This is a genomic window from Neorhizobium sp. R1-B, assembly GCF_004368875.1.
GTDB classification, from domain to species: Bacteria; Pseudomonadota; Alphaproteobacteria; order Rhizobiales; family Rhizobiaceae; genus Neorhizobium; species Neorhizobium huautlense.
In genome coordinates this window covers 32,040-45,170 of record NZ_SOEM01000031.1, presented here as the reverse complement: position 1 = coordinate 45,170, position 13,131 = coordinate 32,040, and the positions used below count along the sequence as shown (strand labels likewise).

The 13,131-nt window shown below is 60.6% G+C and carries 13 protein-coding genes and 4 tRNA genes; 8 read left to right on the top strand and 9 right to left on the bottom strand.

Annotation, left to right across the window (positions count from 1 at the left end; all coding sequences use genetic code 11):
- Nucleotides 1-107: 107 nt before the first annotated feature.
- The 5 genes from EDE05_RS24850 to EDE05_RS24830 form a co-directional block, all read right to left on the bottom strand.
- Nucleotides 108-184, bottom strand: a tRNA-Arg gene (locus EDE05_RS24850).
- Nucleotides 185-228: 44 nt separating this feature from the next.
- Complete coding sequence (locus EDE05_RS24845) at nt 229-534, bottom strand: ETC complex I subunit (RefSeq protein WP_105372486.1); 306 nt, start codon at nt 532-534, stop codon at nt 229-231.
- A 51-nt stretch (nt 535-585) separates the two neighbouring features.
- Nucleotides 586-662, bottom strand: a tRNA-Pro gene (locus EDE05_RS24840).
- 97 nt (nt 663-759) lie between these two features.
- The gene (locus tag EDE05_RS24835) at nt 760-1,236 is read right to left on the bottom strand and encodes a DUF192 domain-containing protein (RefSeq protein ID WP_112800304.1); all 477 of its coding nucleotides are present in this window, start codon (nt 1,234-1,236) and stop codon (nt 760-762) included.
- Nucleotides 1,236-1,814, bottom strand: coding sequence for a cold-shock protein (locus EDE05_RS24830; protein WP_105372484.1), 579 nt, complete (start codon nt 1,812-1,814; stop codon nt 1,236-1,238). The genes EDE05_RS24835 and EDE05_RS24830 overlap by 1 nt, the downstream gene beginning before the upstream one ends.
- A gap of 198 nt (nt 1,815-2,012) precedes the next feature.
- Between EDE05_RS24830 and gloA the strand changes: the two genes are divergently transcribed.
- From gloA to EDE05_RS24810, 4 genes are all read left to right on the top strand, one after another.
- Nucleotides 2,013-2,453: a lactoylglutathione lyase gene (gene gloA / locus EDE05_RS24825; protein ID WP_112800301.1), complete on the top strand. Its 441-nt coding sequence runs from the start codon at nt 2,013-2,015 to the stop codon at nt 2,451-2,453.
- 139 nt (nt 2,454-2,592) lie between these two features.
- A complete protein-coding gene (locus EDE05_RS24820) occupies nt 2,593-3,177 on the top strand; it encodes a hypothetical protein (protein ID WP_132413057.1) in 585 nt (194 codons plus the stop codon).
- A 124-nt stretch (nt 3,178-3,301) separates the two neighbouring features.
- Nucleotides 3,302-3,376: transfer RNA gene (locus EDE05_RS24815), tRNA-Glu, on the top strand.
- Nucleotides 3,377-3,536: 160 nt separating this feature from the next.
- Nucleotides 3,537-3,611: transfer RNA gene (locus EDE05_RS24810), tRNA-Glu, on the top strand.
- A 33-nt stretch (nt 3,612-3,644) separates the two neighbouring features.
- Here EDE05_RS24810 and recJ read toward each other — a convergent pair.
- From recJ to EDE05_RS24790, 4 genes are all read right to left on the bottom strand, one after another.
- On the bottom strand, nt 3,645-5,477 hold the full coding sequence (recJ, locus tag EDE05_RS24805) for a single-stranded-DNA-specific exonuclease RecJ (protein WP_112800296.1): 1,833 nt from the start codon (nt 5,475-5,477) through the stop codon (nt 3,645-3,647).
- A gap of 180 nt (nt 5,478-5,657) precedes the next feature.
- Entirely contained in the window at nt 5,658-6,980 is a 1,323-nt protein-coding gene (locus tag EDE05_RS24800; protein WP_105372480.1) for a homoserine dehydrogenase, read from the bottom strand.
- Nucleotides 6,981-7,043: 63 nt separating this feature from the next.
- Complete coding sequence (locus EDE05_RS24795) at nt 7,044-8,261, bottom strand: LL-diaminopimelate aminotransferase (protein ID WP_105372479.1); 1,218 nt, start codon at nt 8,259-8,261, stop codon at nt 7,044-7,046.
- 101 nt (nt 8,262-8,362) lie between these two features.
- Nucleotides 8,363-8,767: a hypothetical protein gene (locus EDE05_RS24790; RefSeq protein ID WP_112800294.1), complete on the bottom strand. Its 405-nt coding sequence runs from the start codon at nt 8,765-8,767 to the stop codon at nt 8,363-8,365.
- Between the two features lie 133 nt (nt 8,768-8,900).
- Between EDE05_RS24790 and phaC the strand changes: the two genes are divergently transcribed.
- From phaC to radC, 4 genes are read left to right on the top strand one after another with little or no spacing between them, the layout of a single operon-like run.
- On the top strand, nt 8,901-10,730 hold the full coding sequence (gene phaC, locus EDE05_RS24785) for a class I poly(R)-hydroxyalkanoic acid synthase (protein ID WP_245519960.1): 1,830 nt from the start codon (nt 8,901-8,903) through the stop codon (nt 10,728-10,730).
- A 12-nt stretch (nt 10,731-10,742) separates the two neighbouring features.
- Nucleotides 10,743-11,462 carry a DNA/RNA nuclease SfsA gene (gene sfsA / locus EDE05_RS24780; RefSeq protein WP_112800292.1) on the top strand — a complete coding sequence of 240 codons (720 nt, stop codon included), beginning with the start codon at nt 10,743-10,745 and terminating at the stop codon, nt 11,460-11,462.
- Between the two features lie 25 nt (nt 11,463-11,487).
- Nucleotides 11,488-12,324, top strand: a complete 837-nt coding sequence (gene map / locus EDE05_RS24775) for a type I methionyl aminopeptidase (protein ID WP_105372475.1) — start codon at nt 11,488-11,490, stop codon at nt 12,322-12,324.
- 2 nt (nt 12,325-12,326) lie between these two features.
- A complete protein-coding gene (gene radC, locus EDE05_RS24770) occupies nt 12,327-13,127 on the top strand; it encodes a DNA repair protein RadC (protein ID WP_112800290.1) in 801 nt (266 codons plus the stop codon).
- The last annotated feature ends 4 nt before the right edge of the window (nt 13,128-13,131 follow it).

Sequence of the window (13,131 nt, the reverse complement as noted above, 5' to 3'; positions counted from 1 at the left end):
GACAGACCACGTTTTATCATCAGCTCGAAGCGCAGCACCTCCTGCATCACCGTGGAAGATGAGGCGAAAGCCGAATACCCCATCTCCGGTATGGAAAAAAAGATAGGTGGCGACCCCTGCAGGACTCGAACCTGCGACCTACTGCTTAGAAGGCAGTTGCTCTATCCAGTTGAGCTAAGGGGCCAATCGATGTCCTGGCTGCCGGCACTGGATCGACCAGCGGCAGGATCAATGGGTCCAGGGCTGGAGACGGTTGAAGCGGAAATTGTCCGTGTAGGAGACGATCTGCCTGGCGGCTTCCTTCGGCTTGATGATGCGGTAAGGAATGCCTTCACGCTTTGCATAAGCCTCAGCCTGTTCCTGGCTCTCGAAGGTCAGGCGCACCTGCTGCTTCATATCTCCGGAAGAGGTATAGCCCAGAATGGGGTCGATTCGGCGCGGCTGTTCCTGGTCGAATTCCAACACCCAGAGATGGGTCTTGGCCTTGCCGGATTGCATGGCGGTTTTTGCCGGGCGATAAATCTTGGCAGACATTCCTGAAACGCTCCATGGACCGGACCGGATGTGGAGCCTCGCCTGAAAGCGTGGTCGGAGTGGAGAGATTCGAACTCCCGACCCTCTGGTCCCAAACCAGATGCGCTACCAGACTGCGCTACACTCCGTTCTACGTTGGTTGCGAGATACACGGTTCCCATTTGTGCCGCAACACCAAAAATAGATAAGTTCGCCTAGCCAAACAGAAAAGATGCGGAGAAATCGCTAACGGTTGCCGATGCGCCGGCTGATGACCTTATCGCCGGCCTTGATGCCGAGAGATCGCGCACGGCCGCCATTCAGTTCCAGCACGAATTTTACCGAACCGCGCGAATCGATGACGTCCCGAGAATAGGGAACAGCGTTCTCCCGGATGTGAGAAATGGTGCCGTCGCCCTGAATGAACAGCATGTCGAGCGGCAGGATGGTATTCTCCATCCACATCGCAACCGGGCGGGCCTCGCCGAAATCGAACAACATGCCGTGGTCCGGAGGCATGGTCTTGCGGAACATCAGGCCCTGCGCGCGCTGTGCATCCGTTACGGCAAGCTCCACCGAGAATTCATGGGTCTTACCGGCGGCCGTTCTGATCGACAGTTCATCGCGAGAAAACGAGACTTCCTGCGCCATAACCATGGTCGCCAGGAGCAGAAAAAGCGCCCCAAGGGCGCTTTTGAACAGGATCGGCAACGGCGAACGCATCAGTGCGACCGGCTCACGGGATTAGGATTGTCGGGGTGGATCTCGGCCGCCATCAACCCCTTGTCGCCAGGTCCGAAGCGCACCAGCACCACCTGGCCTGGGCGCAGCTCCGTCAGGCCGAAGCGGCGGAGCGTTTCCATGTGCACGAAAATATCCTCTGTCCCCTCGCCCCGCGTCAAAAAGCCGAAACCCTTGGTGCGGTTGAACCATTTGACCAGTGCGCGTTCAAGGCCGCTGGTGGGCGTCACCTGCACATGGGTTCGGACCGGCGGAAGCTGGGAAGGGTGGACGGCCGTCGACTGATCCATGGAAAGGATACGGAAGGCCTGGTAGCCGCGATCCCGCTTCTGGATCATCGCCACAATCCGTGTACCCTCCAGGATCGTCTGGTATCCGTCACGCCTCAGGCACGTGACATGCAAGAGAACGTCCTGCATGCCATTGTCCGGAACGATGAAGCCGAACCCCTTGGCCACGTCGAACCATTTGACGACACCGGTGATCTCGATCAGCTCAACCGGCTCACCCGAAAGCTCCTCGAAACCGGCAACGCCCTTCGATGACATCCTGTCTGCCATATCCTTCCGGCCCCTCAGATTACGCGTTACGACATGACGGTTTTAACTGATTCTTAGCGAGTAGATTAACATCCCGCTAACCCTACAGCGCAAGCCCCCGTCTCGGCTTTATCCACCCTGATGTCTATTGAAGGTGGCTTGCTCCAGGCTGGCGTCTGCGCCATATCCCTTCGGTGTTTACCCGAGGGAGACGTCTTAATGCGCTATCTTCATACCATGGTTCGGGTCAAAGACCTGGATGCTTCGCTTCATTTCTACAAAACCGTATTCGGACTGGATGAAATCCGCCGCATCGAAAACGAGAAGGGCCGCTTCACGCTGGTCTTCCTCGCAGCCCGCGACGACGTTGACGCCGCCAAACAGAACCAGGCCCCTTGTCTCGAGCTCACCTACAACTGGGACACGGAGGATTATACAGGCGGACGCAATTTCGGTCACCTTGCCTATGAGGTCGACAATATCTACGACCTCTGCAAACATCTGCAGGACAGCGGCATCACCATCAACCGTCCCCCGCGTGAAGGCCGCATGGCCTTTATCCGTTCGCCCGACGGCATATCGATCGAACTTCTTCAGAAGGGCGAGAGCCTGCCCGTCGCCGAACCCTGGGCATCGATGCCGAATACCGGCGCCTGGTAACAATCGTGGCGCGGCGCTCATGCCGCCGCGCCAGCCGAAATGCAAGCTTGTCCCAAGCTGACCTCGCGACGGCAACATGCCGTCGCGCCGCTTGCCCCCGTCCTGATTCGCAGAGATGCTCGAACATATGATTCGCGGCATGATGCGCGCGAAAGAGCCGATGGGGCAACCTTTGCCGACAACCAAATTTGCTTCAAACATCCGCTGGGCGATGCTGGCGGCAGCCACGTGCCTGGGTGCGCTGACGCTGGCCGGCTGCAACACGATGAAGAAAACCGCCGATGCCGATGGGCCGCAGGTTCAACCTGCCAGCCCGGCCAGCGCCAAGGGAATTCTTGCCAAGGGCGGCGCCACGGCCTCGAACCTTTATGTCGATCCGGCGATCTCCAAGGCCGCCGGTCAAGAGGCGCAAGCCGCCCAATCCGCGCCAGAGGCTGCCACGGTCCTCCCCGGGGCCGAGGGCGCCTTTCCGCCGGCGCCCAGTCAACCAACCTCCATAGCAGGCCTCGTCACGCAGCCGACCGGGGTACGCGCCGGCAGCGGCACGATCTTTTCCACCAATCCGCCGGCACCCTCGACCGAACCATCTGCAAGCGGTCCCGTCCCAGCAGAACTGCCAAGGCGCAACTTCAACGCCGTGGCTTCCAGCGTCTACAGCCTGCAGCAGACGGCACCGGCGGCAGCTTGCAGCGCCGACGAACAAGGAAATTCGGTAAGCTGCTGATTCTTACGGTTTTTCGGAGAAGGACCGAATCCACAAGCAGCTGTCATTTTTTTGCAAAAAAGATGATTTTGGCGCTTGCGGGAAAGAAATCCCCTCTCTATAAGGGCGCCACCACGAAGCGCAGGCGCCCTTCGTCTATCGGTTAGGACACCAGATTTTCATTCTGGGAAGAGGGGTTCGACTCCCCTAGGGCGCGCCATTTCTTTTTCCCTAAGTCATTGTTCTTTATGTATTCTGACCCATCTCGCGGGTGCATTTTGCACACCATGGTTTTTCGCGTTTGCGATGTGCAAAAACATGAAATTTGCGCTTGCGGGAAAGAAAACACCTCTCTATAAGGGCGCCACCACGAAGCGCAGGCGCCCTTCGTCTATCGGTTAGGACACCAGATTTTCATTCTGGGAAGAGGGGTTCGACTCCCCTAGGGCGTGCCACTTCCTTCTCTCCACAATCCGGAAGAGTGCCTCTCAAGCAGCCTTCACTGCATCGAGAAGACGGAGCTGGATTCGACGATTGCCCTGCCAGTGATCCGCGCTAAGGCAACCGGCGGCGTGTATCTGCGATCCGCGGGAATTGAGGAGCATATTGCCAAGCGGCGTTTCGGCCGCGCGGAAGGCGATACCCTCCAGACGCGTCCCATCCGCCGCTTCCAGCGTCACCTTGATATGCGCCGTACCAACGAGACGCGCGTCCTTCAGTCTATGCGCCGGGATTGCGAAGATCGGCTGGGGATGGCCTGATCCATAGGGGCCTGCCTGTTCGAGAAGATCGAAGAGCTCCAATGTCGCCCCTGAGGCCGACAAGGCCCCGTCGATCTTCAGCACATGATTGGCAACCAACGAAGGCACGGCTTCACCGGCCGTCTCCTCGAAGAACGCCCGCAGGCGGCCGAGATTGACCCGCTCGACCGTCAGGCCTGCGGCCATGGCGTGACCGCCGCCCTTCATCAAGAGCCCGGCTTCGACTGCGGCCCGCACCATCCGGCCCATGTCGAAACCGTTGATCGAGCGGCCGGAACCCGTACCCTTGCCGGAGGGATCAAAGGCAATCGCGAAGGCTGGCCGCTTGAACTTTTCCTTCAGCCGCGCGGCGATCAGGCCGACGATACCGGGATGCCAGTTCTCACGCGCGGTGACGATGACGCAGGCGCCCTCGCCTGTCCCGTATTCCGCTAGTACCTCCGCTTCCGCTTCGGCCAGCATGGCCGCTTCCATGGCTTGCCGCTCGCGGTTCAGGTCGTCCAGCCTACCGGCGATCTCTTCTGCCTCGATCGCATCGTCGAGCGTCAGAAGCCGGCTTCCAAGCGCTGCATCGCCGATGCGTCCGCCGGCATTGATGCGCGGGCCGATCAGGAAGCCAAAATGATAGGGCGTCACCGGCCCGCCGAGCCCCGCCTTGCGAAAAAGTGCGGCAAGCCCTGCATTGTCCATGTGGCGCGCTGCAATCAGGCCCTTGACCACATAGGCGCGATTGAGTCCCTTCAGCGGCACCACATCGCAGACAGTGGCAAGTGCCACGATGTCCAGCCAGCCGAGCAGATCAAGCGATTTGGCACGAGAATCACCCAGTTGCCGCAAATGCCGAGCCGCCGCGACAAGCACCATGAAGACGACGCCCGCGGCGCAGAGATGCCCTTGGCCCGACAGGTCATCCTCGCGATTGGGATTAACGAGCGCCAGACAGGGCGGCAACTCATGGCCGAGTTGATGGTGGTCGATGACGACCACGTCGCAGCCCTCTTCGCGCGCCGCGGCCAGTGCGTCGAAACTGGTGGATCCGCAATCGACCGTGACGATCAGTCCCGCGCCATTGGCGATCAGTTGGCGGATCGCTGCCGGATTCGGTCCGTAGCCCTCGAAAATACGATCAGGAATATAGATCTCGGCCTCGACGCCGAAATGCCGCAGAAAGCGGTAAAGCAGCGCGGAGGACGCCGCACCGTCGACGTCGTAGTCTCCGAAGATCGCGACCTTCTGGCGCTTCGCGATCGCCTCGGCAATACGGCCAACCGCCTTTTCGCAATCAGTCAGCGTGTAGGGCTCGGGCATCAGCGAGCGGATCGTCGGGTCCAGGAACGCCGGTGCATCGTCGAGGGAAACGCCGCGTCCCGCCAGTACGCGAGCGACGAGGTCGGGAATGCCGTGGATCTGTGCGATGGCGAGGGCGCGGTTTTGCGCTGCCTGGTCGAGACGCGACATCCAGCGCTGGTCGCTTGCGGAGCGTTCGACGCCAAGGAATGCGCGCGGCACGGGATCAACCGTTTCCGCCGCCGAGGAAAGCGCGGAGATAAATCTGGTCATTGACCGCTTCTACCGCATTCCAACCGAAATCGGAATCGATTTGCGAGGAGCGTGAACGGATTGCTGTTCGTGCGGGCGTCCCGGTCCTTCAGAACCGGGACAAGAGCGCCGCCGCTGTCGTGATCCCTGGCATGCGCCCGATCAGGCTACGCGACGCTTTGCTCCCGTCGTGCATCCATCTCAGAACGCTTTCGGCCGTTCGATCCGAATCACCTGCGGTTCCCCGGCCAGATAACTCTCGGCCTTGATCGCATCGACGGCCTTCCGGACAGAATCCTCCGTGGTCGCATGCGTGACGAGGATAATGGTCTTGGACGTGTCGTCGGACGCATCCGGCTTGGCGCGCTGCATGATCGATTCGAGCGAAATGTTGTTCTCCGCCATGCGTGCTGCGATGCTTGCAAAGACTCCAGTACGATCCGCAACGGTTAGGCGGATGAAATAGCCGCCTTCGTGGCTGCGCATCTGGGCGCGACGGTAGGGCGCCAATGCGGCCGCCGGCGTGCCAAGGACGGGAACCCGCTGGGCGCCCGGCTGGCTTTTGGCGATATCGGCAATATCGCCAAGGACTGAAGAGGCCGTTGCGTTGCCGCCAGCGCCGGGGCCGACCATCAGCAATTCGCCGAGAATGTCGGACTCGATCGCCACCGCGTTGGTTACGCCGTCCACCTGGGCAATCACGGTATCATACGGCACCATGGTGGGATGCACCCGCTGCTCAATGCCGCTATCGGTTTTCTGGGCGACGCCGAGAAGCTTGATCCGGTATCCAAGATCGGCCGCAGCGTGAATGTCCTCGGTCGAGATATTGGTGATACCCTCCAGATAGATCTCATCGGCTGCGATCTTCGTCCCGAAGGCGAGCGTCGTCAGGATCGCCAGCTTGTGAGCGGTATCGTTGCCTTCAATGTCGAAGGAAGGATCGGCCTCCGCATATCCCAGCCGCTGCGCCTCCTTCAGGCAATCGGCAAAAGAAAGCCCCTCCTTCTCCATCCGGGTGAGGATGTAGTTGCAGGTGCCGTTCATGATGCCGTAGACGCGCGAGACGGTGTTGCCCGTCAAGGACTCGCGAAGCGCCTTGATAACCGGGATGCCGCCGGCGACAGCCGCCTCGAAATTCAGGAGAACGCTCTTTTCCTCCGCAATCGCCGCGAGCTCGACACCGGAGGCCGCCAAAAGCGCCTTGTTGGCCGTCACCACATGGAGACCCCGCTCCAGCGCCGTGCGAACCGAATTTGCGGCTGCACCTTGCGCCCCACCTATCAGTTCTACAAAGACGTCGATATCCGCTTCGGCGGCCAGCATTTCCGGCGTATCGAACCAGGCGATGCCCGAGATGTCGATGCCGCGATCCCGCGACCTGTCGCGAGCCGTTACCGCTGTGATCTCAATTGCACGGCCGCACGTGACGGCGAGTTCGTTCGCACGGTTCTGGATGATCCGGACGAGCGAGGCACCCACGGTGCCGAGGCCCGCAATGCCGACTTTAAGGGCATCTGCCATGGCTTTTCTTCCTGACTGCTTGGGAATAAGTGGCCCGCCTGGGCCACTGGAAATTCAATTGGATCAGCGGCGCGTGTTGAGCGAAATCACGTTATGCATCGTGTCGTCGGCCGTCGAAAGGAATTTCTTGATGCTACGCGCCGCCTGTCGAATGCGGTGCTCGTTTTCGACGAGCGCCAGGCGGACGTAATCATCGCCCTGCTCGCCGAAACCAATTCCCGGCGCTACGGCCACGTCCGCCTTTTCGACGAGAAGCTTCGAAAACTCCAGCGAACCGAGATGGCGGAACTTCTCCGGGATCTTCGCCCAGGCAAACATGGTCGCCGCAGGCGGCGGCACTTCGAAACCGGCCTTGCCGAAGCTGTCGACCATGACGTCGCGGCGCCGCTTGTAGATATTGCGGACCTCTGCGATATCCGAGCCGTCGCCATTCAGCGCATGGGTCGCGGCCACCTGGATCGGCGTGAAGGCACCGTAGTCGAGATAGGACTTCACGCGGGTCAGCGCAGCGATCAGGCGCTCGTTGCCGACGGCGAAGCCCATGCGCCAGCCCGGCATCGAGAACGTCTTCGACATCGACGTGAATTCGACGGCGATATCGATTGCACCTGGCACCTGCAGCACGGACGGCGGCGGTTCACCTTCGAAATAGATTTCCGAATAGGCAAGATCGGAAAGCACGATGATATCGTGCTTCTTCGCAAAGCTGATCACATCCTTGTAGAAATCCAGGGAAGCGACATGAGCCGTCGGATTGGACGGATAATTGAGGATCAGCGCCAGCGGCTTCGGGATCGAATGCCGTACTGCACGTTCGAGCGGCGGAAAAAATGTCTCGTCCGGTTCCACCGACATCGAGCGGATCACGCCGCCGGCCATCAGGAAGCCGAAGGCGTGGATCGGATAAGTCGGGTTCGGGCAGAGAATCACGTCGCCGGGCGCGGTGATCGCCTGCGCCATGTTGGCAAAGCCTTCCTTCGAGCCGAGCGTCGCCACGACCTGCGTATCCGGGTTCAGCTTGACCCCGAAACGGCGCGCATAATAGGCGGCCTGTGCGCGGCGCAGACCGGGAATACCCTTGGACGACGAATACCGATGGGTGCGAGGGTCCTGGACCACTTCGCAGAGCTTGTCGACGATCGCCTTCGGCGTCGGGAGGTCGGGGTTGCCCATGCCGAGATCGATAATGTCCGCCCCGCCCGCTCGCGCGCTCGCCTTCAAACGGTTGACCTGTTCGAAAACGTATGGCGGCAGGCGCCGGACTTTATGAAACTCTTCCATGTGTCTCCCCAAGGTAGATGCGAAACAGGCGTCTTTATCCCGCTTCATGGCGCATCTTAGGCGATTTGTGCTTTGCGGCCAAACGGCCCGAAACGCAAGCGCTAATTGGCGATATTTGCCAGCGCGTCCTTGCCGTGCTCGGCAGCCAGCTTGCGGTATTCGGCAACACGCCGCTGATACTCGGCCTCGGAAATCGCGCCTGCCTTGCGGGCGCGGGCAAGGGCGGCCAGACGGGGCTCCGCCTTCTGATAGTCCTCATCTTCGATCTGCTCGGCCGCGGCCGTCAGCGTCGGGTCGAAGGTCGGATAGGTGCCGGTATTCCTCTTGGTCAAGGGACCGGGCGGCGGCGACGTCTTTGATTGCGCTATGACGGCTGGCGGCGGAGTATTCGGAATGCCGTCGTCAAGAGCAAAGGTGTTGCTGTTGCAGCCGGCAAGCACGAAAGGCAACGCGCCAAGACCCAGAAAAAGCGGTAAGCCTATAACCCGATGCCTCAGTTTTTCCATTTCCCTAACCCAGTTTCCGCGCCGGCAACATCTGCCCGATAGCAGCGATCGCTGGCACTTGTATTCGCTTTCAGGCACAATGTACAAACGAAAACAAACGACAACCAGTGGGAGGCCGCACGTGGGGGAGAAGATCGAGGACAAGGCCGAGCCCAGCCGCGATTTCCCGGGTTTCGATCCCAAATCGGTCGAGGCCTACATGGTCAAGGATCCGCAGGCGCTCGCAATGAATGTTGCCCGCGCGTTGGAAAATCTCGGCAAGGCGGCTTCCGAATGGCTCGCTCCCCGCGAACGGGGAGAAATCGTCGATTCGGTCGCCGATCCGATGACCGACCTCGTGAAGACGCTCTCCAAGGTGATCGAGTACTGGATCTCAGACCCGAAGCGGACGCTGGAGGCCCAGACGCTTCTTTTCTCCAGTTACATGGGCATATGGATGCGCACCCTGAGCCAGTTTTCAGGCCAGCCGATGGAACCGGAGACGCTGCCGAAAGACAAGCGCTTCTCCGACCCGGACTGGGTGAAAAACCCCTTTTTCGCTTTCCTTCGGCAGGTCTATCTCCTCACTGCGTCCTGGGCGGAAAAACTGGTCGATGAGGCGGATGGGCTGGACGACTTCACCAGACACAAGGCTGCCTTTTATGTGAAGCAGATCACGGCTGCGCTTTCGCCCGTCAATTTCGCTCTCACCAATCCGGAAGTCTACCGGGAGACCGTGGCAACCAGCGGCGCCAATCTGGTCGCCGGCATGAAGATGCTTGCCGAAGATATCGCCGCCGGGCGTGGCGAACTGCGGCTACGCCACACCGACGCCACCCAGTTTGCGATCGGTCGCAATCTTGCGCTCACACCCGGCAAGGTGATCGCCCAGAGCGAGGTCTGTGAGATCATTCAGTACGAGCCGACCACAGACACGGTGTTAAAGCGGCCGCTGCTCATCTGCCCGCCGTGGATCAACAAGTTCTACATCCTCGACCTCAATCCGCAGAAGAGCTTCATCAAGTGGTGCGTCGAGCAAGGGCACACCGTCTTCGTGATCTCCTGGGTCAACCCGGACGAGCGGCACGCCACGAAGGACTGGGAGTCCTATATGCGCGAAGGGATCGATTTCGCGCTTGAAACGGTCGAGAAAGCGACGGGCGAACGCCAGGTCAACGCGATCGGCTATTGCGTCGGCGGCACCCTGCTTGCGGCGACCCTCGCCTACCACGCCAAGGAAAAGAACCGCCGGATTGCCTCGGCGACCTTCCTCACCACCCAGGTCGACTTCACCCATGCGGGCGACCTCAAAGTATTCGTGGACGAAGAGCAGCTTGCGGCGATCGAAAAGCAGATGAAGGCCGACGGCTACCTCGAAGGGTCGAGGATGGCGAGCGCCTTCAACATGCTGCGCGCTTCGGAACTCATCTGGCCCTATGTCGTCAACAATTACCTCAAGGGCCAGGAACCGGCGCCTTTCGACCTGCTCTACTGGAACTCCGACTCCACCCGCATGGCGGCGGCCAATCACGCCTATTATCTGCGAAACTGCTACCTGAACAACACTCTCAGCAAAGGCGAAATGACGCTTGGCGGCAAGGTGATCTCGCTGAAGGATGTCAAGGTTCCGGTCTATAATCTGGCTACCCGCGAGGATCATATCGCACCGCCGAAATCCGTTTTCCTGGGCTCATCGCTGTTCGGCGGGCCTGTTGATTTCGTGTTGAGCGGTTCCGGTCATATCGCCGGTGTCGTGAACCCGCCGGACAAACAGAAGTATCAGTATTGGACGGGCGGCAAGGCGAAGGGAAATTACGAGGACTGGGCCGCCGAGGCCAAAGAGACCAAGGGCTCCTGGTGGCCGCACTGGCACGCATGGATCGAGGCCAAGGACGACAAACGGGTTCCGGCACGCAAGCCCGGCGGCTCTGCCCTGAATGCGATCGCCGATGCTCCCGGCACCTACGTGCTCGCCCGCGTCTGAACAATCCTGGCGATGCGTTTTGATCCCCCGCTTGTTCCCGCGACGCTGTCGCAGCGCTACAAACGCTTCCTCTTCGACGCCATTTCCGAGGACGGCATCCCCTTCACCGGCTCCTGCCCGAATACGGGCTCAATGAGGGGACTGACGGCGCCCGGCTCGACGATCTGGGTCTCTTTGCACGACAGCCCGACGCGCAAATACCGCCACATGTTCGAGATGATCGAGGTGGAAGGCGAAATGGTCGGCATCAATACCGGACTGCCGAACCGGCTCGCCGAGGAAGCGATCCGCGGCGGCCTGGTGCCAAGCCTTTTGCCTTACGAGACGATCCAGCGCGAACAGCGCTACGGGCGAAACTCGCGCATCGATTTCCTGCTTTCCGGCTCTGGCCTTCCGAATGCCTACGTCGAGGTAAAGAACGTTCATTTCAGTCGCGTGGCCGGACTGGCCGAGTTTCCGGATACCGTCACGCAACGCGGCGCCAAGCATCTCGAAGAGCTCGGCGACATGGCGGAAGCCGGTCACCGGGCGGTGATGATCTACCTTATCCAGCGAAACGACTGCCTGCGTTTTCGCATCTGCTCAGATCTCGACCCGCTTTATGCGCTTGCCTTCGAACGCGCCAAAGCCCGGGGTGTCGAGGCCTATGCCCTCCGATGCAGCGTTTCGCCCGAAGAAATCGTGCCTGTTGGGCTGGTTCCGATAGACGAACCGGGTGCGGCTGCTTTATGAACGGAGAAATTGCGAGAGAAGAACAATGGTCAACTACATCGAGGCGGTTTCCGCCCCTTTGAAGAATACGGGCGCGATCCGGCTCTACTCACCGGAAGACTTTGCCGGCATGCGCAAAGCCTGCCTGCTCACGGCGCGCTGCCTGGACGAGCTTGCGGCGATTGTCCAACCCGGCGTCACCACCCAGGCGATCGACCGCTTCGTCTTCGAGTTCGGCATGGATCACGGCGCGCTTCCGGCGACCCTGAATTATCGCGGCTATAAATATTCCGTCTGTACCTCGATCAACCATGTCGTCTGCCACGGCATGCCGGACGACAAGCCGCTGCGGGAAGGCGACATCGTCAATATCGACGTCACCTATATCCTTGACGGCTGGCACGGGGATTCGAGCCGCATGTATCCGGTGGGCCAGATCAAACGCGCTGCGGAACGGCTCTTGGAAGTCACCTACGAATGCCTGTTGCGCGGCATCGCGGCCGTCCGCCCCGGCGCCCGCACCGGCGCCATCGGCGAAGCGATCCAGACCTATGCGGAAGCGGAGCGCTGCTCGGTGGTGCGCGATTTCTGCGGCCATGGTGTCGGCCGGCTTTTCCATGACTCGCCGAATATCCTTCATTATGGACGGGCCGATGAAGGTCCGGAGATGAAGGAAGGGATGATCTTCACCATCGAACCGATGATCAACCTCGGGAAGCCGCATGTGAAGGTGCTTTCCGACGGCTGGACGGCGGTCACGCGGGACCGGTCGCTGTCAGCGCAATACGAACACGCCGTCGGCGTGACGGCGACGGGATGCGAGATATTCACCCTCTCGCCCGGCGGGCTGGACCGACCGGGCCTGCCACCACTATCGAGGTAGTCATGGCAAACCGCTCGGCTCCTCCGGACGATCAGCAGTCCCTTCTTGAAGACGAGCGTGGTTTTTTTGCCGAGCAGCTTTCCAAACCAAAGGCGCTTAAGAAATCCTCACCCGCCCTGAAGGACGAGCCGGCTGCCCATTACCATGGCCATCGCGAGCGGCTCCGAACAAAATACCGGGACCATGGCGACACGGCGCTGGCCGACTACGAAATCCTTGAACTGCTGCTCTTCCGGCTGATCCCCCGGCGCGACACCAAGCCGATCGCCAAGGCTCTGCTCGACCGCTTCGGCACCCTCGCAGGCGTCTTCGGCGCTCCGGCGGCGCTGCTGCAGGAGGTCAAAGGCGTCGGCGAAGCGGTGGCGCTCGACCTCAAGCTCGTCGCGACCGTCGGCCAGCGCATGCTGAAAAGCGAGTTGCGCGGAAAGCAGGTGCTTTCCTCCTGGTCATCGGTCATCGACTATTGCCACGCCGCGATGGCCTACGAGTCCCGCGAGCAGTTCCGCATCCTGTTCCTCGACAAGCGCAATGCGCTGATTGCAGACGAGGTGCAGGGCCAGGGGACGGTCGACCATACGCCGGTCTATCCACGTGAGGTGGTGCGGCGTGCGCTGGAGCTTTCCGCCACCGCAATCATCCTCGTCCACAACCATCCGAGCGGCGACCCGACGCCGTCGCGCGCCGATATCGACATGACGAAAACGATCATCGATACCGCAAAACCACTCGGCATCACGGTGCATGACCACATCATCGTCGGCAAGGACGGGCATGTCAGCCTCAAGGGCCTCAGGCTGATCTAGCTCT

Bases quoted from the DNA above. Each gene is read 5' to 3' on its own strand.
- EDE05_RS24845 (WP_105372486.1), bottom strand. From the start codon at position 534: ATGTCTGCCAAGATTTATCGCCCGGCAAAAACCGCCATGCAATCCGGC.
- EDE05_RS24835 (WP_112800304.1), bottom strand. From the start codon at position 1,236: ATGCGTTCGCCGTTGCCGATCCTGTTCAAAAGCGCCCTTGGGGCGCTT.
- EDE05_RS24830 (WP_105372484.1), bottom strand. From the start codon at position 1,814: ATGGCAGACAGGATGTCATCGAAGGGCGTTGCCGGTTTCGAGGAGCTT.
- gloA (WP_112800301.1), top strand. From the start codon at position 2,013: ATGCGCTATCTTCATACCATGGTTCGGGTCAAAGACCTGGATGCTTCG.
- EDE05_RS24820 (WP_132413057.1), top strand. From the start codon at position 2,593: ATGATGCGCGCGAAAGAGCCGATGGGGCAACCTTTGCCGACAACCAAA.
- recJ (WP_112800296.1), bottom strand. From the start codon at position 5,477: ATGACCAGATTTATCTCCGCGCTTTCCTCGGCGGCGGAAACGGTTGAT.
- EDE05_RS24800 (WP_105372480.1), bottom strand. From the start codon at position 6,980: ATGGCAGATGCCCTTAAAGTCGGCATTGCGGGCCTCGGCACCGTGGGT.
- EDE05_RS24795 (WP_105372479.1), bottom strand. From the start codon at position 8,261: ATGGAAGAGTTTCATAAAGTCCGGCGCCTGCCGCCATACGTTTTCGAA.
- EDE05_RS24790 (WP_112800294.1), bottom strand. From the start codon at position 8,767: ATGGAAAAACTGAGGCATCGGGTTATAGGCTTACCGCTTTTTCTGGGT.
- sfsA (WP_112800292.1), top strand. From the start codon at position 10,743: ATGCGTTTTGATCCCCCGCTTGTTCCCGCGACGCTGTCGCAGCGCTAC.
- map (WP_105372475.1), top strand. From the start codon at position 11,488: ATGGTCAACTACATCGAGGCGGTTTCCGCCCCTTTGAAGAATACGGGC.
- radC (WP_112800290.1), top strand. From the start codon at position 12,327: ATGGCAAACCGCTCGGCTCCTCCGGACGATCAGCAGTCCCTTCTTGAA.